The 19,138-nt window shown below is 62.5% G+C and carries 24 protein-coding genes and 1 pseudogene; 16 read left to right on the forward strand and 9 right to left on the reverse strand.

What is annotated here, in order from left to right:
• Positions 1–7: 7 nt before the first annotated feature.
• The 3 genes and pseudogenes from AC3WRR_RS08830 to AC3WRR_RS08840 form a co-directional block, all read right to left on the reverse strand.
• Positions 8–319 (reverse strand): LysR substrate-binding domain-containing protein, encoded by a 312-nt coding sequence (locus AC3WRR_RS08830; protein WP_492296711.1) that lies wholly within the window; start codon positions 317–319, stop codon positions 8–10.
• A pseudogene (locus tag AC3WRR_RS08835) lies at positions 299–370 on the reverse strand (hypothetical protein); the annotation flags it as partial. The gene AC3WRR_RS08830 and the pseudogene AC3WRR_RS08835, both read right to left, overlap by 21 nt.
• 176 nt (positions 371–546) lie before the next feature.
• Positions 547–873, reverse strand: coding sequence for a hypothetical protein (locus AC3WRR_RS08840; RefSeq protein ID WP_010810552.1), 327 nt, complete (start codon positions 871–873; stop codon positions 547–549).
• A 294-nt stretch (positions 874–1,167) separates the two neighbouring features.
• Between AC3WRR_RS08840 and AC3WRR_RS08845 the strand changes: the two genes are divergently transcribed.
• The gene (locus AC3WRR_RS08845; RefSeq protein WP_058697953.1) at positions 1,168–1,422 is read left to right on the forward strand and encodes a hypothetical protein; all 255 of its coding nucleotides are present in this window, start codon (positions 1,168–1,170) and stop codon (positions 1,420–1,422) included.
• Position 1,423: 1 nt separating this feature from the next.
• Here AC3WRR_RS08845 and AC3WRR_RS08850 read toward each other — a convergent pair whose 3' ends face one another.
• From AC3WRR_RS08850 to AC3WRR_RS08860, 3 genes are all read right to left on the reverse strand, one after another.
• Positions 1,424–1,840: a TraR/DksA family transcriptional regulator gene (locus AC3WRR_RS08850; RefSeq protein ID WP_058697952.1), complete on the reverse strand. Its 417-nt coding sequence runs from the start codon at positions 1,838–1,840 to the stop codon at positions 1,424–1,426.
• Positions 1,841–2,075: 235 nt separating this feature from the next.
• Positions 2,076–2,408, reverse strand: coding sequence for a glycine zipper domain-containing protein (locus AC3WRR_RS08855; protein WP_010810549.1), 333 nt, complete (start codon positions 2,406–2,408; stop codon positions 2,076–2,078).
• A 298-nt stretch (positions 2,409–2,706) separates the two neighbouring features.
• Positions 2,707–3,285 carry an elongation factor P gene (locus AC3WRR_RS08860; RefSeq protein ID WP_010810548.1) on the reverse strand — a complete coding sequence of 193 codons (579 nt, stop codon included), beginning with the start codon at positions 3,283–3,285 and terminating at the stop codon, positions 2,707–2,709.
• A gap of 295 nt (positions 3,286–3,580) precedes the next feature.
• Between AC3WRR_RS08860 and AC3WRR_RS08865 the strand changes: the two genes are divergently transcribed.
• Genes AC3WRR_RS08865 through AC3WRR_RS08895 form a run of 7 tightly spaced genes read left to right on the forward strand, consistent with a single transcriptional unit; the run spans position 3,581 to position 11,053 of the window.
• Complete coding sequence (locus AC3WRR_RS08865; protein WP_010810547.1) at positions 3,581–3,856, forward strand: ribbon-helix-helix protein, CopG family; 276 nt, start codon at positions 3,581–3,583, stop codon at positions 3,854–3,856.
• A gap of 3 nt (positions 3,857–3,859) precedes the next feature.
• A complete protein-coding gene (hyfB, locus tag AC3WRR_RS08870) occupies positions 3,860–5,881 on the forward strand; it encodes a hydrogenase 4 subunit B (RefSeq protein ID WP_058697951.1) in 2,022 nt (673 codons plus the stop codon).
• A 10-nt stretch (positions 5,882–5,891) separates the two neighbouring features.
• The gene (locus tag AC3WRR_RS08875) at positions 5,892–6,839 is read left to right on the forward strand and encodes a respiratory chain complex I subunit 1 family protein (protein WP_058697950.1); all 948 of its coding nucleotides are present in this window, start codon (positions 5,892–5,894) and stop codon (positions 6,837–6,839) included.
• A gap of 19 nt (positions 6,840–6,858) precedes the next feature.
• Entirely contained in the window at positions 6,859–7,518 is a 660-nt protein-coding gene (locus AC3WRR_RS08880; RefSeq protein ID WP_010810544.1) for a formate hydrogenlyase, read from the forward strand.
• A 1-nt stretch (position 7,519) separates the two neighbouring features.
• Positions 7,520–8,974: a hydrogenase 4 subunit F gene (locus tag AC3WRR_RS08885; protein ID WP_010810543.1), complete on the forward strand. Its 1,455-nt coding sequence runs from the start codon at positions 7,520–7,522 to the stop codon at positions 8,972–8,974.
• A gap of 4 nt (positions 8,975–8,978) precedes the next feature.
• The gene (locus tag AC3WRR_RS08890; protein ID WP_492292500.1) at positions 8,979–10,529 is read left to right on the forward strand and encodes a hydrogenase large subunit; all 1,551 of its coding nucleotides are present in this window, start codon (positions 8,979–8,981) and stop codon (positions 10,527–10,529) included.
• Positions 10,529–11,053, forward strand: a complete 525-nt coding sequence (locus tag AC3WRR_RS08895) for an NADH-quinone oxidoreductase subunit B family protein (RefSeq protein WP_058697946.1) — start codon at positions 10,529–10,531, stop codon at positions 11,051–11,053. Before AC3WRR_RS08890 ends, AC3WRR_RS08895 begins: the two co-directional genes overlap by 1 nt.
• Positions 11,054–11,129: 76 nt before the next feature.
• Here the strand turns inward: AC3WRR_RS08895 and AC3WRR_RS08900 are convergent, their stop codons facing one another.
• Complete coding sequence (locus AC3WRR_RS08900) at positions 11,130–11,333, reverse strand: ribbon-helix-helix protein, CopG family (protein ID WP_010810540.1); 204 nt, start codon at positions 11,331–11,333, stop codon at positions 11,130–11,132.
• 146 nt (positions 11,334–11,479) lie between these two features.
• Between AC3WRR_RS08900 and AC3WRR_RS08905 the strand changes: the two genes are divergently transcribed.
• The 8 genes from AC3WRR_RS08905 (at position 11,480) to AC3WRR_RS08940 (ending at position 17,002) form a co-directional block, all read left to right on the forward strand.
• On the forward strand, positions 11,480–11,752 hold the full coding sequence (locus AC3WRR_RS08905; protein ID WP_136227778.1) for an HPr family phosphocarrier protein: 273 nt from the start codon (positions 11,480–11,482) through the stop codon (positions 11,750–11,752).
• A gap of 14 nt (positions 11,753–11,766) precedes the next feature.
• Positions 11,767–12,597, forward strand: a complete 831-nt coding sequence (locus tag AC3WRR_RS08910) for a fused MFS/spermidine synthase (protein WP_439668004.1) — start codon at positions 11,767–11,769, stop codon at positions 12,595–12,597.
• 40 nt (positions 12,598–12,637) lie between these two features.
• A complete protein-coding gene (locus tag AC3WRR_RS08915) occupies positions 12,638–13,798 on the forward strand; it encodes a DUF1275 domain-containing transporter (protein ID WP_010810537.1) in 1,161 nt (386 codons plus the stop codon).
• 97 nt (positions 13,799–13,895) lie between these two features.
• On the forward strand, positions 13,896–14,060 hold the full coding sequence (locus AC3WRR_RS08920; protein WP_011615551.1) for a hypothetical protein: 165 nt from the start codon (positions 13,896–13,898) through the stop codon (positions 14,058–14,060).
• Between the two features lie 89 nt (positions 14,061–14,149).
• Positions 14,150–14,497 carry a YkgJ family cysteine cluster protein gene (locus AC3WRR_RS08925; protein ID WP_010810535.1) on the forward strand — a complete coding sequence of 116 codons (348 nt, stop codon included), beginning with the start codon at positions 14,150–14,152 and terminating at the stop codon, positions 14,495–14,497.
• Positions 14,498–14,604: 107 nt separating this feature from the next.
• Positions 14,605–15,258: an ArsR/SmtB family transcription factor gene (locus AC3WRR_RS08930; RefSeq protein WP_492296714.1), complete on the forward strand. Its 654-nt coding sequence runs from the start codon at positions 14,605–14,607 to the stop codon at positions 15,256–15,258.
• A gap of 74 nt (positions 15,259–15,332) precedes the next feature.
• Positions 15,333–15,710 carry a hypothetical protein gene (locus tag AC3WRR_RS08935; RefSeq protein ID WP_492296716.1) on the forward strand — a complete coding sequence of 126 codons (378 nt, stop codon included), beginning with the start codon at positions 15,333–15,335 and terminating at the stop codon, positions 15,708–15,710.
• Positions 15,707–17,002 (forward strand): MFS transporter, encoded by a 1,296-nt coding sequence (locus tag AC3WRR_RS08940; protein ID WP_010810532.1) that lies wholly within the window; start codon positions 15,707–15,709, stop codon positions 17,000–17,002. The genes AC3WRR_RS08935 and AC3WRR_RS08940 overlap by 4 nt, the downstream gene beginning before the upstream one ends.
• A 133-nt stretch (positions 17,003–17,135) precedes the next feature.
• On the opposite strand, the gene AC3WRR_RS08945 is transcribed toward AC3WRR_RS08940, so the two are convergent.
• Positions 17,136–18,716: an isocitrate lyase gene (locus AC3WRR_RS08945; protein WP_010810531.1), complete on the reverse strand. Its 1,581-nt coding sequence runs from the start codon at positions 18,714–18,716 to the stop codon at positions 17,136–17,138.
• 143 nt (positions 18,717–18,859) lie between these two features.
• Positions 18,860–19,090, reverse strand: a complete 231-nt coding sequence (locus tag AC3WRR_RS08950; protein ID WP_143010713.1) for a hypothetical protein — start codon at positions 19,088–19,090, stop codon at positions 18,860–18,862.
• Positions 19,091–19,138 lie beyond the last annotated feature (48 nt).

The raw sequence follows: 19,138 nt of genomic DNA on the forward strand, positions 1-19,138 counted from the left end.
TGTGTGCTCACGCTTTGGTGCCCAGACACTCCTTCAGGAACTCGATAAAGCGCTGTGTCTTTGCCAGCAGCAAGCGTGTTTCGGTCAGCGCATAGACCGGCGTCGGCCTGGTCTGCCTGCCAGGCAATATCCGGCGCAGGCGGCCGGCCGCCACGTCCTCTGCCGCCACCTCCTCGGCCAGCAAGACCACGCCCAGGCCCAGCATTGCCAGGCGGCAGCATCTCCCCCAGTTGCTCGTGGGCGATCCGTGCTTCGTCCAGATGCGCTTGCAGCGCTCGTAGTAGAGCTGCCCGGCCTCGGTCAGCTCGACCTTGCGCATCGTGCGATGCAGCAGCCGCAGGCCAATGGCCTTCTCCAGCGCGCTGATCCGCCTGGAAAGCGCGTGTGCAGGAGGTGATTTTGGGTGCCCTGCAGGGCTGAGGGAGGCCGCCTATGCAGGCGGGGTGCAGGTGCAACCTGGCCTTGCCTGCGGCCTGAGATCGTGCGCGCCTTGACCGCGGCGCATGCAATCAGCCCCGGCTGGTTGGACCGGGGCTGTCAGATAAGTTAGTGCAGTTGGCGCTTCAGGTCAGCAAGTTCCGAATGCATCGAACTGACTGCATCCTTGACCTTTGCATCGAGACTGCCGGCCTGCTGGCAAGCGCGGTCTGCACGATCACCGATCCGTTCGAGATCATCGACCCACTGCCGGATCCGATCCTCATCCTTGGAAGACACGACCTTCGATGCCGATTTGCACTCCTTGTCGAGCTCATCCACCCAGTTCATCAAGTCTTGTGGAATCCCCGTATCGGCATGACAAGTCCGGGATGTCTCGCTGATGGTTTGCTGCAGATGACTAAAACGTTGCTGCATTTCACTGGCTTGCAACATGATGCCCCCTTCGTGAACACCAATCCACATGAGTTCAGGCAGCAGATGATTGTGTGTTGCCTGTGCCATTGTCATTCGCCCGCATCAGTTGGCTGCCAATGAAGCTCCATTGCCCAGCCTCGAAGCGCGCGAAGGCACTTTTTCAGTCTAGGTCAAATTCAACCGCACGCTCCGATGTGATCGCCGGGGTTCCGCGGCATTACTAGGCATTAGCCGCGCCTCGCTATATCTTGAATTCAAGACAGTCCGGCGCTCGGGCTGAGCTACGGACATCGTAAATTGCCGGAGGCTGAAATGCTGGAAAAAAAGCGGTCTTACAAGGGATTCCACGTTGCGCTCTTCGTGCCGGAGGTGATTGAGCCAGGCAAGCCAGGCGGGCGAGTCCAGATCTCCACGCGCAATGAGGACATGGGCATCCGCTTTACGCCGGACTGGCCCCACCCGCCCGCAACGCTGGAGGAGGCAGAGGACTGGCTTTTCGCCTACGCCGCCGGGATCATCGATTGTGAACTGGCGGGCGGCTTCGGCATTGATCTCAGGAACGAGTAAGTCAGTCCGGCGACGAAAGATCTGCGGAAGCCGGTCGGCGCGTCTCCTGCGCCTGGCGGGGATGGCGGTGTTCGTGGAGATTCTGGCATGCCGTGCAGCGCGTGGCGGTCGGGTACGCTTGCAGGCGGGCGAAACGGATCGCCTGCTGGCAGTCAATACAGACGCCATACTGGCCGCTCCTCATCCGTGACCGGGCTGCTTCAATGTCGGCCAGTTGCATGCGATAGTGTTTCAGCATCGCGTCGCCCTGGCGCTGCACAGTCTTTTCGTCCGCCACTTCACCATCATCAAGGTGTTCACGTTGTGTTGGCGCCACAACAGGCGAATCCGCGGTTCCGGCGACGGCACGAATGCGCAACTCCTCAGCGTCCATTTGGGCCACCAACTTCGCCAACTCTTCCTTTGTCAGCCCGTCCATGACTGGCCTCCTGGGTAAACATCCTGCGGGTCGCACGTAAGCAGACCGTCCAGCGTAGCGCGTCTGGGCAATCGCACCTGGCGGGCACAGTTGTTGTATTGCCGCTCAGATGTGTCGCCACTTAGATCGAGGCTCCCGCAAGGGGCTGTAGCCATTTGCCGGCATGGCAAAAAACACGTGCCCCTTGCGGGACCAGCACGGGTCACTGCCGTGCCGGTCCCTCAGTCACGAATGCCTAACGGTGGCTGGCAGCCAGCGCGACGATAGCGCCTGTGGTAGCCGCGATGGCGGCCACAGTACCCATGCTTTGCCACGGATGCTCATGAACGTAGCGATCGGTCGTTGTCGCCCACTCGGAGACTTTGGCGCGGCTTTCTTCGCGCAGCGTAACGATGCGCTCCTGCAGCGCGCGCTGCCGGGCCTTGAGTGCATGGCGCTCAAGGCTGGTCCCTACGCCGGTTTCGGCTTTGACATCATGAAGAAGTGCCTGAACGTCGGCCATCAGCGTATCGACGTCGCGGGCCAATGCGTCCTTGCGCATAGAGAAATCAGATTGGATGTCGTTCATCTTGCCCTCCTGTTAGCGAAATCATCGCGGTGCGTCGCGCAGCACGATTGGCACTGTGTCAAATATAGGACTGGGCTGACAGCCCGGCATGACAAAGAACACGCTACGACGAAGCCGTCCGGAAGGAGGCAAGAGGACCGTAGAACCAATGCGACGGAAGTATCGCCGCGCTTACGCGCCAAGCCTTTTGTCGCTGATGGCTATCAGGTGCCGAATGCGGTACTGCCGACGCTGCCGCCCCCGTCCCGCCGGAACTGTACGCGGCGCTGCGCATGCAGGGAGTCGCGCGGCACCGGAGTCACGCCTTTCGCGTCCCTCGCCTTATCCGCTCCAAATATTTTCCTGAAGCGACCTCGATTCGCACCGTGTCCCCTTCCTTGACGAACTGAGGAACGAGAACTTCCATGCCGTTCTCCAGCGTGGCAGCCTTGAAGGTAGAGGATTCATGCTCGTGCAGGCCCGGCGGCGTGGACATGATGGTTACCTCGACCGCAGGGGGGAATGCGATGGTGACTGGCTCGCCCTCATAAAGCTGCACCGGGATTCGCATATTGGGACGAAGAAACTTCTGGTATGCGCCCATGGTTTCCGCAGGAAAACTGATCTGCTCGAAGGTGTCGGGATTCATGAAGAAAAAGGCGTCACCATCGGTGTACAGATATTCCATCTCCTGGTGATCAAGCGCGACCTCTTCGAGCTTGTTGCCCGGGTGTAACCGCAACTCCTTGATGTGGCCAGTCTTAAGGCTCTTGAACTTGGCGAAAACTGCGCTCCCCTGTTGGCCGCCGCCGGCGTGGTACCCGGCGCTGGTAACGCTATGAAGTTCACCTTCAAGCATGATGACCATGCCCGACTTCAGTTCGGAAGCTTCGACCATTGGTGTCTCCGCGTGGGCGGCAGGATTTCGCCTTCAGCCTAGCACACGCGGAACGAGAAACTCGATGGCGCTGACCGCATTGGGAGAATTGCGCACCGGCGACAGCGGGATGCTGCAGCGCCGCATGCACTAGGCTGACAGCAGGAAACGCCAGCGACGAATGTGCGACGCCGTCCAGTGTATTTGCCCTGGTTGCAGCGAGTAAAGGAATGGCAGCGTCCAGGCCTTTTGATTCGCATGGCCATCATCTATGATGTGATTCATGTAATCATCGTATTGCCATCTTGAGGATCCCATGGAGCAAAAGACCGCTCGGCTTACGTTGCTCATCGATCCCAACAAGAAGGCCGCCTTCGAGCGCCTCTGCGCACAACAGGATCTGACTGCCTCGCAGGTGATACGGCGGCTTATCCGCGACTACCTGGCCCAGCATGGCGTCCAGTACGTGCCCAGCGGCGTAGGCACGGACAAGGCGGAAGCCAAGGGCAAAGAGAGGCCACCGGTCGGCGCGTCGTCGCGGCGCGACGCGGCACCTCCTGCCAAGCGCCGTACGACCCGTCGTGGAGCCTGATCCATGAGCACCGTGCCCCCTCTCACGCAATGGCTCCATCTCGACTGGATGCTTGTTGTGGTTGGGGCCTGGCTGCTTATCGGCGTGGCAGGGGTCCTGGCGCTGCATCGGTTTGCCCTGGTATCCCACGTGCTGTTCCCCATCGGGGGACTGCTAGGGCTTGCGCTGTTCAGCCTGGCGCTGCACGCTGTGTCCGGCACGCCCGAGGCAGCCGTGCTGCCCATTGGCCTGCCATCGCTGCCGTTCCACGTCCGGCTCGACAGCCTGTCCGCCTACTTCCTGATGGTAATGGGGGGAGCGGCGGCTGGCATCTCCACGTTTGCGGCTGGCTACTTCCGCACGGGCGAAGGTACGCCGCCAGGCCTGCTTTGTCTTGAATACCACCTGTTTCTTGCCAGCATGGCCGGGGTGATCCTGGCCGACGACGCCTACTCGTTCATGGTGATGTGGGAAACCATGGCCCTGGCTTCATTCTTCCTGGTGACCGCCAACCACCGCATCGCCGAAGTGCGCGCCGCCGGCTATCTCTACATCACGATGGCGCGCATCGGGGCGATTGCGATTCTGCTGTGCTTTGGCGTGCTGCAGGCCAATACCGGCGACTATACGTTTGCCAACATGCGCGCCCAGGCGCTGACACCGTTCTGGGCCTCCGCCGGTTTCCTGCTCGCGTTGTTCGGATTCGGCGCCAAGGCCGGCATCCTGCCTCTGCACATCTGGCTGCCGGAGGCGCATCCGGCCGCGCCGTCACCGGTATCGGCAATGATGAGCGGCGTCATGCTCAACACTGCCATCTACGGCCTGTTGCGCGTATCTTTCGACCTGCTGCCGATGCGCCTGTGGTGGTGGGGCGGATTGCTGCTGGCGATTGGATTGGCCACCGCGCTGTTCGGCGTGGTCTTCGCAGCTGTTCAGACCGACATGAAGCGGCTGCTGGCTTATTCGTCGATCGAGAACATGGGCCTGCTCTTCGTTGCCATGGGGCTGACACTGCTGTTCTCGGCCTACGGCATGAAGCCGATGGCCGCCCTCGCCCTGACGGCCGCGCTCTACCATGTCGCCAGCCATGCATTCTTCAAAAGCCTGCTTTTTCTGGGAACCGGTAGCGTGCTGCATGCCACCACCGAGAGAAGCCTGGGCAAGCTAGGCGGACTGATTCGCTACATGCCATGGGTGGGCTGGCTGACACTGCTGGGCGTGCTGGCCAGCGCCGGGCTGCCGCCGCTTGGCGGTTTCGTCTCGGAGTGGCTGCTGCTGCAGAGCTTCCTGTTCACGCCTGGTCTGCCGGAACCGATACTGACCATGCTGATCCCGGTGGTCGCCGCGCTGATTGCGCTGGTGGCGGCACTGGCCGGTTACACCATGGTCAAGTTCTTCGGCGTGGTCTTCCTCGGCCAGCCCCGTGAGCCCAGTCTGGCCAACGCGCACGACGCCGGCCGTTGGGAGCGCGCGGGCATGCTGTGGCTGGCGCTGGGCTGCATCGCGCTTGGCCTGCTGCCGACGCAATTCGTCCAGCTGATCGATCCGGTGACGCAGCAACTGGTGGCGAGCGGACTCGGCGCCCGGACCGCGGCCAGCAGCTGGCTGCTGGCGCCGAATGGCCTGGCCCAGGCCAGCTACGGGCCGGTTATTTTCCTGTCAGGCATCCTGGCCAGCGTTGCGCTCGCCTACCTGCTGGTGCGCCGCTTGTACCACGGTCGGCTTCGCCGCAGCCCGCCCTGGGCTTGCGGCTTTCCCTGGGGCACCGCGCGCATGCAGGACACTGCCGAGGGGTTCGGGCAGCCGATCCGCCAGATCTTTGAGCCGTTTTTCCTGATGCGCCGCGACCTGCCGACGCCATTCGATGAGCAGCCGCACTACCGGGTCACAGTGGCGGATCATTTTTGGCGCTGGATGTATGTCCCCGTGATCGATCTGGCGTCGTACCTGGCCCGGCTGATCGGCCTGATGCAACAGGGACGCATCTCGGTTTACCTGCTGTACAGCTTCCTGACCCTGGCCGCCACGCTGCTGGCCGTGATGTGAAGAGGGCCGCATGAACCTGACCGGGATCCTGTCACAGCTGCTTGAGATCGTGATCTCGATCGCGCTGGCGCCGCTGCTGACCGGCTGGGTCAATCAGTGGCGGGCCTGGCTGCAGAACAAGTCGGCACCCAGCCTCTGGCAGCCCTATCGCATGCTGCACAAGCTGTTCAACAAGGACTCGGTGGTCGCGGACAATGCCTCGCCGCTGTTCCGCGCCACGCCTTACGTGGTGTTCGGCTGCATGGCGCTGGCTTGCTCGATCGTCCCGACCGTGTCCACCGATCTGCCACTGGCACCGGCCGCCGACGCGATTGCCCTGGTCGGCCTGTTCGCGCTGGCGCGGGTTTTCATCTCGCTGGCGGCGATGGACGTCGGCACCGCTTTCGGGTCCCTGGGAGCGCGGCGCGAGATGCTGATCGGCTTCCTGGCGGAACCGGCGCTGCTGATGGTGCTGTTCTCCGCCTCGCTGGTCTCCAAGTCGACCTCGCTCACCACCATCGTCGAGACGATTGCTCACCGGGACCTGGCCATCTATCCCGGCCTGGCGTTTGCCGGCGTGGCGTTCACCATGGTATCCCTGGCCGAGAACGCCCGCATACCGGTCGACAATCCCGCCACCCACCTCGAGCTGACGATGATCCACGAGGCGCTGATCCTGGAATATTCGGGGCGGCATCTGGCCCTCCTTGAGTGGGCGGCAAGCCTGAAGCTGTTCGCCTATTCCTGCATCGGCCTGGCGCTGTTTTTCCCATGGGGCGTTGCTGAAGCGCAAGCTCCCCTGGCCATGCTGCTGGCGCTGCCCGCGCTGCTGTTCAAGCTCATGGTGGGCGGGATCCTGCTGGCGGCGCTGGAGACGGCGAGCGCCAAGATGCGCATCTTCCGCGTGCCGGAGTTCCTGGCCACCGCCTTTCTGCTGGCGGTGATCGGCATGCTGGTCCACTTGCTGCTGGCACGCTGAACCCCGGGAGGCCAGTCCAGTGACCGTACTCCTCACCCAGTTTGTCAACCTGCTCGGCGCGGTGCTGTTGATCCTCGCCTTCGCCATGATCTCGCAACGACGGATCCTGTCGCTGATCAACTTGTTCACGCTGCAGGGTGCGACCCTGGCCTTGGCCACGGCTATCGTCGGCTACGTGACGGGCCAGCCGCACCTCTACCTGTCGGCCGGCCTGACCGCGATCCTCAAGGCGTTGCTCATCCCTTATCTGCTGCACCGCGTGATCGATCGTCTCCGGATCCGCAGGGACGTCGAGACGCTGATCAACATTCCCACCACGATGCTGATCGGCATCCTGGTCGTGATCTTCGCCTTCAACCTCACCATGCCGATCTCGCGGCTGTCGCTGAAGCTCGCCAGCGGCACGCTGGGCATTGCGCTGGCCTGCGTGCTGCTGTCCTTCCTGATGATGATCACGCGCTCCAAGGCGGTGCCGCAGGTCATCGGCTTCCTGGCGATGGAGAACGGCCTCTTCTTTGCGGCCACCGCCGCGACCTATGGCATGCCGATGGTGGTCGAGCTGGGCATCGCGCTGGATGTGCTGATCGGCGTGCTGATCCTGGGCGTGTTCATGTTCCAGATCCGCGAGCAGTTCGACAGCCTGGACATCCGTCACCTTGAGAAGCTGAAGGAGGATTGAGTTGACCGCGCTGGCCTTTCTGCTTGGATTTCCGCTTGCCGGCGGGCTGGTGCTGGCGCTGACGGGACATCGCGAGCGCGCCCGCGACATCAATGTCGCCTTCAGCCTGGGCACATTCCTCGCCGCCTGCGTGCTGACGGCGCAAATCGTCGCCGATGGTCCCATGCTGGCATGGGACCGGGAGTTCTACATCGATGCCCTGAACGTCTTCCTGGTTGCGCTGACCGCGTTCGTGGGGCTGACCACCTCGATTTTTTCGCGGCCGTACATGCGGGTGGAGCACGACCACGGCAAGATGACGCCGCCGCGGCTGCGTCTGTACCACAGCATGTACCAGCTCTTCACCTTCACCATGCTGCTGGCGCTGACGACCAACAATATGGGTATCGTGTGGGTTGCGATGGAGGCCGCCACGCTGACCACGGTGCTGCTGGTCAGCGTCTACCGCACCGCCGCGAGCCTCGAGGCCGCCTGGAAGTACTTCATCCTGTGCGGGGTGGGGATTGCCCAGGCGCTGTTCGGTACGGTGCTGCTGTACATGGCCGCCGAGCAGGTCATCGGCCCGGAGGGCGGGGCCCTGCTGTGGACCAACCTGGACGCGGTCAAGCGCCAGCTCGATCCCAACATCATCACGCTGGCGTTTGCCTTCCTGTTTATCGGCTATGGCACCAAGGTCGGCCTGGTCCCACTGCACAACTGGCTGCCCGATGCCCACGCCGAGGGGCCAACCCCGGTATCCGCCGTGCTCTCCGGCCTGCTGCTCAATGTGGCGCTCTATGCCGTGCTGCGCTGCAAGGTGCTGACCGATGCGGCGCTTGGCAACCATCTGACCGGCCGCCTGATGATGGGGTTCGGCCTGCTATCGGTGGTCGCGGCTGTCTTCTTCCTGATCCGGCAACGCGACATCAAGCGCATGTTCGCGTATTCGTCCATCGAGCACATGGGCATGATGACCTTCGCCTTCGGCATGGGCGGGCCGATCGCCAGCTATGCCGGCCTGCTGCACATGACGGTGCATTCGCTGGTCAAGTCAGCGATCTTCTTCGCCGTCGGCCACGCCGCGCAGAAGGCGGGCACGCAAGTCATGGACGATATTCGCGGGTTGATCCGTGTCAGTCCCACGGTCGGCTGGGGCCTGATGGTAGGAGTGCTCGCCATCCTGGGCATGCCCCCGTTCGGGGTCTTTGCCAGCGAGTTCCTGATCGTCACCACCGCCATGCGCGAACAGCCGTGGGCCACGCCCTTCCTGCTGTTGGCACTTGGGCTGGCGTTCGCCGCGGTGTTCAGCCGGGTGCAGCCGATGGTCTTCGGCGACACCACGCTCATGCCGCTGGCGCATCCGCCAGCGCTGGTCCCGGTGTTCACGCACCTCGCCCTGGGGCTGATGCTGGGCCTCTATGTTCCGCCCTATCTCGACACCTGGTACCGGCAGGCAGCCGCAATGCTTGGGAGCTGAACCGATGACTCTGTCCGATCCCGGCCTCAACCTGGAGCGGTTGCCCGCGCCGCTGCCAGTCTGGCATGGCCGGGTCGATCCAGACGGCTGGTCGGTCACGGCCCGCGCGGTGGCGGACGCTGGCGGGCGCCTCGTTGCGCTGTGGGGCGTTGATCGGAGTGCCAGCGGCGGCACGTTGACGGCATGCGTCACATACGCCGCGGCGCGGGGGCTGATGTGGCTCGAACTGCGACTGGATGGCGTCGCGCCCGCCGTGCCGGACCTGGCCGGCGTATTCCCATGCGCGGGCCGGATGCAACGTGCCATGACCGACCTGGTGGGTATCCCCGTGCAGGACAGCCGCGATGGCCGGCCCTGGCTGGACCACGGCCTGTGGCCGGCAGGGGCGCGGCCGCTGCAAGGCGGCGCGCCGGCGGGTGCGGCCACCGGCGGCATATTGCCTGCCAACTATCCTTTCGTGCGCGTGGAGGGCGACGGCGTGCACGAGATCGCGGTCGGGCCGGTGCATGCCGGCATCATCGAACCCGGCCACTTCCGCTTTTCGGTGGTCGGCGAGAAGGTGCTGCGGCTGGAGGAACACCTGGGCTACACCCACAAGGGCATCGAGCGGCGTTTCACCGAACTGGCGCCGCCCGAGGGCTACCGGTTGGCCGGCCGGGTCTCGGGCGATTCCACCGTGGCCTATGCCTGGGCCTATTGCATGGCGCTGGAGTCCGCCTGGCGCTGCGCGCCTCCACCGCGGGCGGACTGGCTGCGCGCCCTGATGCTCGAGCGTGAGCGGGTGGCCAATCACCTGGGTGACCTGGGGGCGCTGGGCAATGACGCGGGGCTGGCCTTCGGCCTGGCGCAATTCTCGCGCCTGCGCGAGGACTGGCAGCGGTTGTCCGCAGAGGCTTTCGGTCACCGGCTGATGATGGACGCCGTGGTACCGGGCGGCGTTGCGCAAGACCTGGCACCAGCCATGGCTGAGCGCCTGGAACAGCAGTGCGGTCACATCGAGCGGGAAGTACGCGTGCTGCGTGCGGTGTACGACGAACATGCGGGCCTGCAGGACCGATTTCTTGGAGCAGGCTGCGTCACGCCGCAGCTTGCCGCCCGGCTTGGGCTTACCGGCCTGGCCGGACGTGCCAGCGGTTGCGCCGCGGACCTGCGCTGCGACCATGCCTGGCGGCCCTACGATAGCGTCGCCGTGAAGATGGCCACGCACCGTGGCGGCGATGTCGCCGCCCGGGTGGCGGTGCGCTTCGATGAGGTGCTGGAGTCGCTGCGACTGATCCGTGCCATCTGTGCAGGCCTGCCGGAGGGTGCCACGCGAATCGTTCCGCAAGCGCCCGCCGGCGCCGCCATCGGGGTCGGATGGGTGGAGGGCTGGCGTGGCGAAGTCCTGGTCGCGCTCGACCTTGCCGATGACAGCCGCATTCTGCGCTGCCATTGCCACGACCCGTCGTGGCAGAACTGGCCGGTGCTGGAGCATGCCATCATCGGGAACATCGTGCCGGACTTTCCGCTGATCAACAAATCCTTCAACCTCAGCTATTCGGGGCACGATCTCTGATGTGGAAAATCCTCAAGCAGATCGCACATACCGGCATCGTTACTGAGCCTGCTCCGCGCGGCGCGGCGGACGAGGCCGCCTCCATCCAGCGCATCCACCGGGAGCTGCTCGACATTCTCGGGCAGGCGCTGACGATCCGGCAGGTCGACGCAGGCTCCTGCAATGGCTGCGAACTGGAAATCCACGCACTCGGCAATCCTTACTACAACATCGAAGGCCTGGGCATCAAGTTCGTCGCAAGCCCGCGCCATGCCGACATGCTCCTGGTGACGGGACCCGTTTCGCGTCATATGGAAGAGGCCCTGCTGCGCACCTATGCGGCAACCCCGGAGCCGAAACTGGTGGTGGCGATAGGCGACTGTGGCTGTACTGGCGGGATCTTCGGGGAGAGCTATGCGAGCTGCGGCCGCGTCGCCAATGTCATCCCGGTAGACATAACGGTGCCGGGCTGTCCACCGCCGCCGATAGAGATCCTGCGCGCAATACTAAGCGCCGTCCGGCAGACCAGTGCCACAAGACGCTAGTGATCCGGCCCTGGCAACAGCGGTGTGCACCTGAGGTGTGCACCTGAGCGTGGGCACCGGCTGGCCCCTTCCTGCATCACCCGCGTTCCTTCGCCACTGACCTTGGCGCTCCGAGCGTCGGCCGGGTGGCGTAGTCCACCTCGTACTGCTGCAAATAGTCGCGAATCATCTGGCGAACGACTTGGGATGGCGTCTGGTCCTGGGCGGCGCAGAGCGCCTCAAAGGCCTTTTTCTTCTCCGGATCGATCAATACGGTCAGGCGGGCAGTCTTGGATTCCATGCGTCTAACAATGTCATCATATAATAATGGCATTATAATAGTATACATCTCCAAGATGCGCCGGCATGTCTTAGTAGATGCTGGCAGGGCGCGCGGTCCCGCGCAAACAAGTCTTCAGGGGGCACAACTTTTTGATGAGGGGCGCAGTGGTAGAAGTGACGATAGCGGTAACTGCCGGGAATGCATTTCAAGGGCGGAATTCCGCACGGCTGGCTTTCACGGCCAATCAATTTGAGTGCGAGATCCTGCTTACCAGTGGCCCCTGGGTTGCAAACGCCAAGCGCGTGATGGAGGTCATGCGCCTGTCCGCCCGGGTGGGAACGCACATCCGCATCCAGGCGGACGGAGCGGACGAAGCCGCCGCTGTCGTCACCATCGCGGCATTGTTGCGGGGAGAGGCGCTTCCCAAGGCGCTTTGATGGAATCCTGAGCTATGCATGCCGACCGCACCTCGTTCGACGCCTACCTGAAGTTCCTTGCCGAGGCGAGCCACGACGGTACGCCCAAGGTGTTGGAAACCCAGCACGCCCTGTCCCTGCATTTCGACGCGCTCGCGACCCAGAGCTTCATGTCGCGCAAGGATCCCGACAAGCTCGTGCTGGGCTATACCCGGACGATGATGGGATTCCTGTTGTTGCACCCAGTCCCGGCCAGGATCTCAATGATCGGCCTGGGTGGCGGTTCGCTTGCCAAGTACTGCTACCGGCATCTGCCCAACACCAAGATCGTGGCAATTGAAATTAATCCGGCGGTCATCGCCCTGCGCGAGCAATTCCAGATCCCGCCGGACGACGAACGACTTGAGGTGGTTTGCGCAGATGGCGCCGACTATGTTGCGAACCAGGATGCGCGACCGGACGTGATCCTGGTGGACGGGTTTCTGGCCGATGGCATGCCGGTGCAGCTGGGGACGGCAGACTTCTATGCCGCCTGTCATGCCCGCCTGGCCGATACCGGCGTGCTGGTCGCGAATTTTCTCGAAAGCGATCCCGATATCCCGCTTTACCTGGAGGAAGTCAGCACCGCGTTCGGCCAGTCGATGTCGATTTCTCTTTCCGAAGACAGTTCCAACTACACGCTGTTTGCCTGGAAGGGGGCGCACAAGCTGCCCTCCCTGGACGCGCTGATTGCACGAGCGCGCATCCTGGAAACCGCGCATTCGCTAAGCCTGACCGCGGCCGCTCGCCGCCTGAAACGCGGCGAGCGCCTTGCGTCGGATCGTGCGGCCTGGCCGAAGCTGGCAAGACCGCAGGTCCGGTATTGACACCGCCCTCCCCCGCGCAAGCCTCCTTACCAACGCAACCATGCCTATCCTGTACTTGCGCAAGCTGACTGGGAAGGAGCGCAGTCCCGGCAGCAATCGGCAACTGGCCTGCTACCTGGCGTTTGTGGCCGGAGCAACCAACGCAGGCGGCTTCCTGGCCGTGCAGCAGTACACCTCGCACATGTCGGGCGTTGTGTCCGCCATGGCCGACAACCTGGCGCTTGGCAGTTTCTGGCTGATGTTGGACGGCCTTGGGGCCTTGCTGTCGTTCCTGGCGGGCGCCGCCTGCTCAGCGGTACTGATCAACTGGGCCCGGCGCGAGCGACTGCATAGCGAATACGCATTGCCGCTCATGCTGGAAGCCTTGTTGTTGGTGTGTTTTGGCCTGCTAGGCAGCAATCTCGAACACCACGAATGGTTGTTCGTGCCGGCAACAGTCATGGTGCTCTGTTTCATCATGGGCTTGCAAAATGCCATGGTCACCAAGCTGTCGAATGCCGAGATCCGCACCACGCACGTGACCGGCATGGTCACCGACATCGGTATCGAACTGGGCAAGCTGTTCTATTGGAACCTGTCCAGGGCCGATTCGAGCAAGCCGCCGGTGCTCGCCAATCGGCATAAGCTGCAGGTACTCATCACACTCGTCGTATTGTTCTTTGCCGGCGGCGTCATTGGCGCCCTGGGGTTCAAGCACGTCGGGTTCAGCGCCACACTTGCGCTGGCAACCCTGTTGCTTGCCCTCGCTGCGGTTCCGGTGCTGGACGATGTGCGTCTGCATTTGTGGCGCCGGGATCTTCTGGCTCATTTGATCGCACGTTCCCGGCGTTGGGCTCGCGCAGTCAAGGAAGATGTGCACGCCGTGTGGCTGGCCGCGCAAGATCCCCGCACGCCATGGTATGCGAAAGCACTGGCCTTGCCGGTCGCCGCCTATGCCTTGTCGCCCATTGACCTGTTTCCCGATTTCATTCCGGTGCTCGGCTATCTGGATGACGTGGTGGTGGTGCCGCTGGGCTTGTTGCTGGCAATACGGTGGATTCCGGTCGCGGTAATGCGCCAGCATCGCGCGGCGGCCGCGGCATCCGCCCACCGCCCCGTCAGCCACGTTGCGGCGCTGGTGATCGTGACGCTCTGGGCCGGTGCAGCGGTGTCGGCAATGATCTGGCTTGTGCAGCATCTGTCTGGGCGGGGAGGCACATGAAACGGCGGCCCGATCAGGCGCGGCCATCGGCCAGTCCCACAGCAAGGTCCCGGTCTGAGCTGACGACACGGCTCGATGGCCTCGTAGAGGGATAGAGATGAGCGACGAACAGTATCACCGTGCCGTGGACCTGATCCACTTGCTCTATGCAGCACTGGCCGGCCTGATGACGCCCGGCGGCGGCGAGGAAGCCCGTGAGCTGGCCGAGAGCGCTATGCAAGAGGCGTCGGAATTCCTCAGACTACCGCCGGGGGCACGTTAGTTGAACTAGATCGCGGCGCACAGTTGGGTTGAATGTAGCGCGCATCCTACCTCGGCCAGCTCCTGACCGACTTTCTGATAACCGCACCAATGAATAGTCAAAAGATCAGATTTCTTCGCTCACGAATTCCCACATTTGAGTGCACCCCTGGATGTCATGACTGTTGTGGTCCTGTGACAACCTCAACGGAGGAAATGTCGAGGCTTCCCGTCAAAAGCGATGCCGAGCACGAAACGGCGCTGGCAAACCTGAGTTGCCCTCACCTTGATACCAAGGGATGCAGCGTGTATTCGGAGCGCCCGTTGATTTGTCGCTTGTTTGGAACGACCCCAAGGCTTGCCTGCCCGAACGGAAACCGGCCGGTCAGAATGATCGATCCGGAGATTGAACAAGAGATTCAGCGCTTCTTTCTAGAGACACGTCACGTGCTGGTCTGACTGAGGCATGAAGCTACCGCTGGCAGCCGCTGTCAAACAGCCTCCCAGAGAGAAGCTCCTTCCAGACAGAGCTTGCCATTCATTCTAACGTTCCATAGAATGAAAAAATGAGAACGTTAAAGAACCACCTGTACGAGCAGGTCGCGCGCATCGGGAAAGCCGTAGCCAGCCCGAAACGTCTGGAGCTTATCGAGCTTATGTGCCAGGGTGAGAAAACCGTCGAGGTTCTGGCCGCCCAGGCAGAAATCAGCGTGAAGCTCGCCAGCGCTCATCTCAAGGAGCTGCGCCAGGCTCGTCTCGTCGAGACCCGCAAGGATGGGAAGTACGTCCAGTACCGTCTGGCCAGCACCAGCGTGGCCGACCTCTGGGTAACGCTTCGTTCAGCGGCCGAGGAGCGGCTAGTGGAATTGCAGGTGGCCCTGGCGTCAATCATCGGGCATGGCGACGACCTCGAAGGATTCGACCGTGCTGCCATCTTGAAGAAGGCCAGGGCCGGAGAAGTGCTGGTTCTCGATGTGCGCCCAGCAGAGGAGTTCGCCACGGCCCACTTGCCGCATGCTCGCTCCCTGCCACTCGACGAACTCAGGAAGCGGCTTGCCGAGCTGCCCAAAGACATGCCCGTTGTCGCGTACTGCCGCGGTCCCTTCTGCCTGATGGCCAAGGACGCTGTCGAGCTCCTGCGCAAGAAGGGCTATCGCGCCTTCCACCTGACTGATGGCGTGGCCGAGTGGCGCGCTCACGGGCTGCCCATCGAGGCATAGGGCAAGGAGACGGATGTCATGGCACGGAAAGCGCGGGCCGACTAGGCGCCAGTGTCCAGACACAGGAAACCGTCATGTTCTTCCGCCAACGTCCCACTGAAAACGCCACCTTTTCCTATTTCTTTGGATGTGCCGGCCGGCCGGACCTGGCCGGGAGAGAACGCGAAATGGCCGCCCGACTGCACGATAGCTTGCATCGCAAGCTGTTGAATCTCCCTGCCGAGCTTGAGATTTATCCTGGACATCAAGCCGGCAGCGCCTGCGGCGCAGGCCTTTCTGGCAAGCCTGCATCGACCATCGGGTTCGAGAAACGCTTCAACCCGATGCTCGCAATGTCGCGCGATGCCTTTGTCGATGCGGCGGTTGCCGACATCCCGCAGCAACCGGAGAACATGGCTCGCATCATAGAGGTCAGTCTGCGTGGCATTAAGCCCGAAGGTGCGCGCGATTGAAGCCGCTCTCGATTGACTTCGGCATACGTGCCAATCTTGGCCAGATTCTGCAGCAACTGCTGCAGGTGCTGTTCGTAGGCATGACCATTGGCATGATGCGCAACGTTGTACCGGCGCTCGCCGAGACCGAGTTCGGCGTGCCACGTGGGTCGTTCATGCTACTGGTGGCCTTCGTCGTGGCATTCGGCTTCGTCAAGGGTGCTATGAACTTCGTTGCGGGTCGCCTGGCGGAGCACATCGGCCGCAAACGAGTGCTGCTCATCGGATGGCTTGTAGCGCTACCGATTCCGCTGCTTATCTATTTCGCGCCATCGTGGAACTGGATTGTCCTGGCAACTACCTTGCTCGGTGTGAATCAGGGCCTGACCTGGTCAATGACCCAGACGGCCAAGCTCGACATTACGCGAGCCGACCAGCGCGGCCTGGTTATCGGGCTGAACGAATTCTCTGGCTACGTGGGTGTCGCCGTGGCAGGAGTGGTCACGGGCTATGCGGCTTCCATCTCGGGTCCGCGCGAAGGATTGCTGTGGTTCGGCGCTGTCGTCATTGGGCTGGCGACATTGCTCGCCTGGCTGGTGGTGATGGAGACGCTGCCCTGGGCCCGGGCTGAGGTCAAACGCCACACCGCCGGCACATCCGCGACAGTGCTTCACCCACGCTACCCGCCGGGCGTAAGCGAGCAACCATCGAGCAGCGAGATGTTCGTCCTGATGAGTTGGCGCGACCGTCGAATGGCCGCGCTCTGCCAGGCCGGGCTAGTGGAGAAGTTCGTTGACGCGCTGGTTTGGGCCTTGTTTCCCATCTACCTGCACCAGCAGGGAGTGAGCCTGCCCGGCATTGGCTGGATAGTGGGTGTCTACGGCTTTACCTGGGGCGGTGCCCAGCTATTCACCGGTAGATTCTCGGACAAGGTCGGCCGTCAGCGCCTCAATGTCGGGGGTATGTGGGTGTGTGGCGCTGGCGTGGCCCTGCTGCCGCTAGGCAGCGGCTCGGTTTGGTGGAGCACCTCGGCCGCCGTGACCGGGCTGGGCATGGCGATGTTGTACCCCAATCTGAGCGCTGCGGTAGCCGACATCGCACACCCCAGTTGGCGGGCGTCTGCCATTGGCATCTACCGCTTCTGGCGCGACCTCGGGTATGGCATCGGCGCGCTCTGCCTGGGCGCAGCTGCAGCGCTCGGTGGCCGCGTCGAGAGTGCATTCTGGTTCGTCGCCATCGCGATGGGACTGTCTGGCCTTGTACTGTATCACTGGGGAGAGGAGACGCATCCGCGTCTCAACCCAGCACGCTGATTTCAAGCCACACGTACAGCTTCTGCATGGAAGCGCACAAGAATATGTTTGATGAGAACCCCGCGAGCGATCTCGCCGGACAAAAAAACGCCAACCCGTATCGGTTGGCGTTTTGCTTGGGGTATTACTGGTATCAGAACTGGTTCATGGTGTTGTCTTTACCCGCCGCTTTCAGGGCCGCTTCGCCGCTGAAATACTCCTTGTGGTCGTCGCCGATGTCCGAGCCGGACATGTTCTGGTGCTTGACGCAGGCGATGCCCTGACGGATTTCCTTACGCTGCACGCCAGCCACATAACCCAGCATGCCCTGGTCGCCGAAGTATTCCTTGGCCAGGTTGTCGGTCGACAGCGCGGCGGTGTGGTAGGTCGGCAGCGTAATCAGGTGGTGGAAGATACCTGCTTCGCGCGACGCGTCGGCCTGGAAGGTCCGGATCTTTTCGTCGGCGAGCTTCGCCAGTTCGGTCTGATCGTATTCCACGCTCATCAGCTGGGCGCGGTCATATGCCGACACATCCTTGCCCGCGGCCTTCATCGCGTCATACGCCTGCTGGCGGAAGTTCAGGGTCCAGTTGAACGACGGGCTGTTGTTGTACACCAGCTTGGCGTTCGGGATGACCTTGCGAATCTCGCTGACCATGCCGCCGATCTGGGCGATATGCGGCTTTTCGGTTTCGATCCACAGCAGGTCAGCGCCGTTTTGCAGTGCGGTGACGCAATCCAGTACGCAACGCGCTTCGCCCGTGCCGGCGCGGAACTGGAACAGGTTGCTGGGCAGGCGCTTGGGACGCAGCAGCTTGCCGTCGCGCTTGATGATGACGTCACCATTGCCCAGTTGGTCGGCCGACAACTCCTCGCAATCGAGGAAGGAATTGTACTGGTCGCCCAGGTCGCCCGGCGTGTTGGTCACGGCGATCTGCTTGGTCAGGCCGGCACCCAGCGAATCGGTACGGGCCACGATGATGCCGTCGTCCACGCCCAGTTCCAGGAAGGCGTAGCGGATGGCGCGGATCTTGGCCAGGAAGTCCTCATGCGGCACGGTGACCTTGCCATCCTGGTGGCCGCACTGCTTCTCGTCGGACACCTGGTTTTCGATCTGAATGCAGCATGCGCCCGCTTCGATGAACTGCTTGGCCAGCAGGTACGTTGCTTCGGCGTTGCCGAAACCCGCGTCGATGTCCGCGATGATGGGCACGACGTGGGTGACGTGGTTGTCGATTTTTGCCTGGATGGCGGCCTTGGCAGGGCCCTGGGCAGCGTCCAGCTCGCGGAACAGGCCGCCCAGCTCACGGGCGTCGGCCTGGCGCAGGAAGGTGTACAGCTCGCGGATCAGCGCGCTGACGGAGGTTTTTTCGTGCATCGACTGGTCCGGCAGCGGGCCGAACTCAGAGCGCAGCGCGGCCACCATCCAGCCGGACAGGTAAAGGTAGCGACGCTCGGTGCTGTTGAAGTGCTTCTTGATGGAGATCATCTTCTGCTGCCCGATGAAGCCGTGCCAGCAGCCCAGCGACTGGGTGTACTTCGACGAGTCGGCATCGTAGGCGGCCATGTCGGCGCGCATGATCTTGGCAGTGTACTTGGCGATGTCCAGGCCAGTCTTGAACTTGTTCTGGGCACGCATGCGGGCGGCATACTCGGGATTGATGGCATTCCACGCGCTGCCGTGGTTCTCTTTCAAACCGGCAACTGCCTTGATGTCGTCTTGATACTGGGCCATGGGAATTTCCTAAGAAGAAAGCGCGTTTGAAAAAATAGTTGAGTGTGCTGGCGGATGTCGAGGCGAGCAGCGTGGGTTCATTGTAGGGCGTTCTTGATGCGTCGCGGCAAAGTCTTATATAAGACATAAGAGTTGATTTTTCCTTATTTTTCAATGAGATAAACACTAAATTCCGCAATGTGGAAAGCATTTTCAAGGAACGAAAGATAGCGCCGGGGGAAACCCGGAGCAAATTCCACAATGTGAAACGCTCTTTCAGTTGCCGGAGGCAGGCCGGGCACGGATGGGATGGTCGTCAGAAACCGGCCAGAGTCGGTCAATAAAAATGGGATCGGGCTACCACCGCGATGCGGCCATCCAGTGGTTTTGCGCACGCAGGTCTTCGAGATGTTCTTCGAGTAGGCACCCAGGCCGGGCATCGG

This window comes from Cupriavidus sp. FW305-3-2-15-C-LB2, from assembly GCF_058787575.1.

What these genes read in the sequence shown, in the direction of transcription:
- AC3WRR_RS08850 (WP_058697952.1), bottom strand. Translation starts at nt 1,840, where the DNA reads ATGGACGGGCTGACAAAGGAAGAGTTGGCGAAGTTGGTGGCCCAAATG.
- AC3WRR_RS08900 (WP_010810540.1), bottom strand. Translation starts at nt 11,333, where the DNA reads ATGGAATCCAAGACTGCCCGCCTGACCGTATTGATCGATCCGGAGAAG.
- AC3WRR_RS08895 (WP_058697946.1), top strand. Translation starts at nt 10,529, where the DNA reads ATGTGGAAAATCCTCAAGCAGATCGCACATACCGGCATCGTTACTGAG.
- AC3WRR_RS08930 (WP_492296714.1), top strand. Translation starts at nt 14,605, where the DNA reads ATGAGAACGTTAAAGAACCACCTGTACGAGCAGGTCGCGCGCATCGGG.
- AC3WRR_RS08910 (WP_439668004.1), top strand. Translation starts at nt 11,767, where the DNA reads ATGCATGCCGACCGCACCTCGTTCGACGCCTACCTGAAGTTCCTTGCC.
- AC3WRR_RS08890 (WP_492292500.1), top strand. Translation starts at nt 8,979, where the DNA reads ATGACTCTGTCCGATCCCGGCCTCAACCTGGAGCGGTTGCCCGCGCCG.
- AC3WRR_RS08945 (WP_010810531.1), bottom strand. Translation starts at nt 18,716, where the DNA reads ATGGCCCAGTATCAAGACGACATCAAGGCAGTTGCCGGTTTGAAAGAG.
- AC3WRR_RS08935 (WP_492296716.1), top strand. Translation starts at nt 15,333, where the DNA reads ATGTTCTTCCGCCAACGTCCCACTGAAAACGCCACCTTTTCCTATTTC.
- AC3WRR_RS08840 (WP_010810552.1), bottom strand. Translation starts at nt 873, where the DNA reads ATGTTGCAAGCCAGTGAAATGCAGCAACGTTTTAGTCATCTGCAGCAA.
- AC3WRR_RS08920 (WP_011615551.1), top strand. Translation starts at nt 13,896, where the DNA reads ATGAGCGACGAACAGTATCACCGTGCCGTGGACCTGATCCACTTGCTC.
- AC3WRR_RS08875 (WP_058697950.1), top strand. Translation starts at nt 5,892, where the DNA reads ATGAACCTGACCGGGATCCTGTCACAGCTGCTTGAGATCGTGATCTCG.
- AC3WRR_RS08860 (WP_010810548.1), bottom strand. Translation starts at nt 3,285, where the DNA reads ATGGTCGAAGCTTCCGAACTGAAGTCGGGCATGGTCATCATGCTTGAA.
- AC3WRR_RS08855 (WP_010810549.1), bottom strand. Translation starts at nt 2,408, where the DNA reads ATGAACGACATCCAATCTGATTTCTCTATGCGCAAGGACGCATTGGCC.
- AC3WRR_RS08915 (WP_010810537.1), top strand. Translation starts at nt 12,638, where the DNA reads ATGCCTATCCTGTACTTGCGCAAGCTGACTGGGAAGGAGCGCAGTCCC.
- AC3WRR_RS08845 (WP_058697953.1), top strand. Translation starts at nt 1,168, where the DNA reads ATGCTGGAAAAAAAGCGGTCTTACAAGGGATTCCACGTTGCGCTCTTC.
- AC3WRR_RS08925 (WP_010810535.1), top strand. Translation starts at nt 14,150, where the DNA reads ATGAATAGTCAAAAGATCAGATTTCTTCGCTCACGAATTCCCACATTT.
- AC3WRR_RS08865 (WP_010810547.1), top strand. Translation starts at nt 3,581, where the DNA reads ATGGAGCAAAAGACCGCTCGGCTTACGTTGCTCATCGATCCCAACAAG.
- hyfB (WP_058697951.1), top strand. Translation starts at nt 3,860, where the DNA reads ATGAGCACCGTGCCCCCTCTCACGCAATGGCTCCATCTCGACTGGATG.
- AC3WRR_RS08830 (WP_492296711.1), bottom strand. Translation starts at nt 319, where the DNA reads ATGCGCAAGGTCGAGCTGACCGAGGCCGGGCAGCTCTACTACGAGCGC.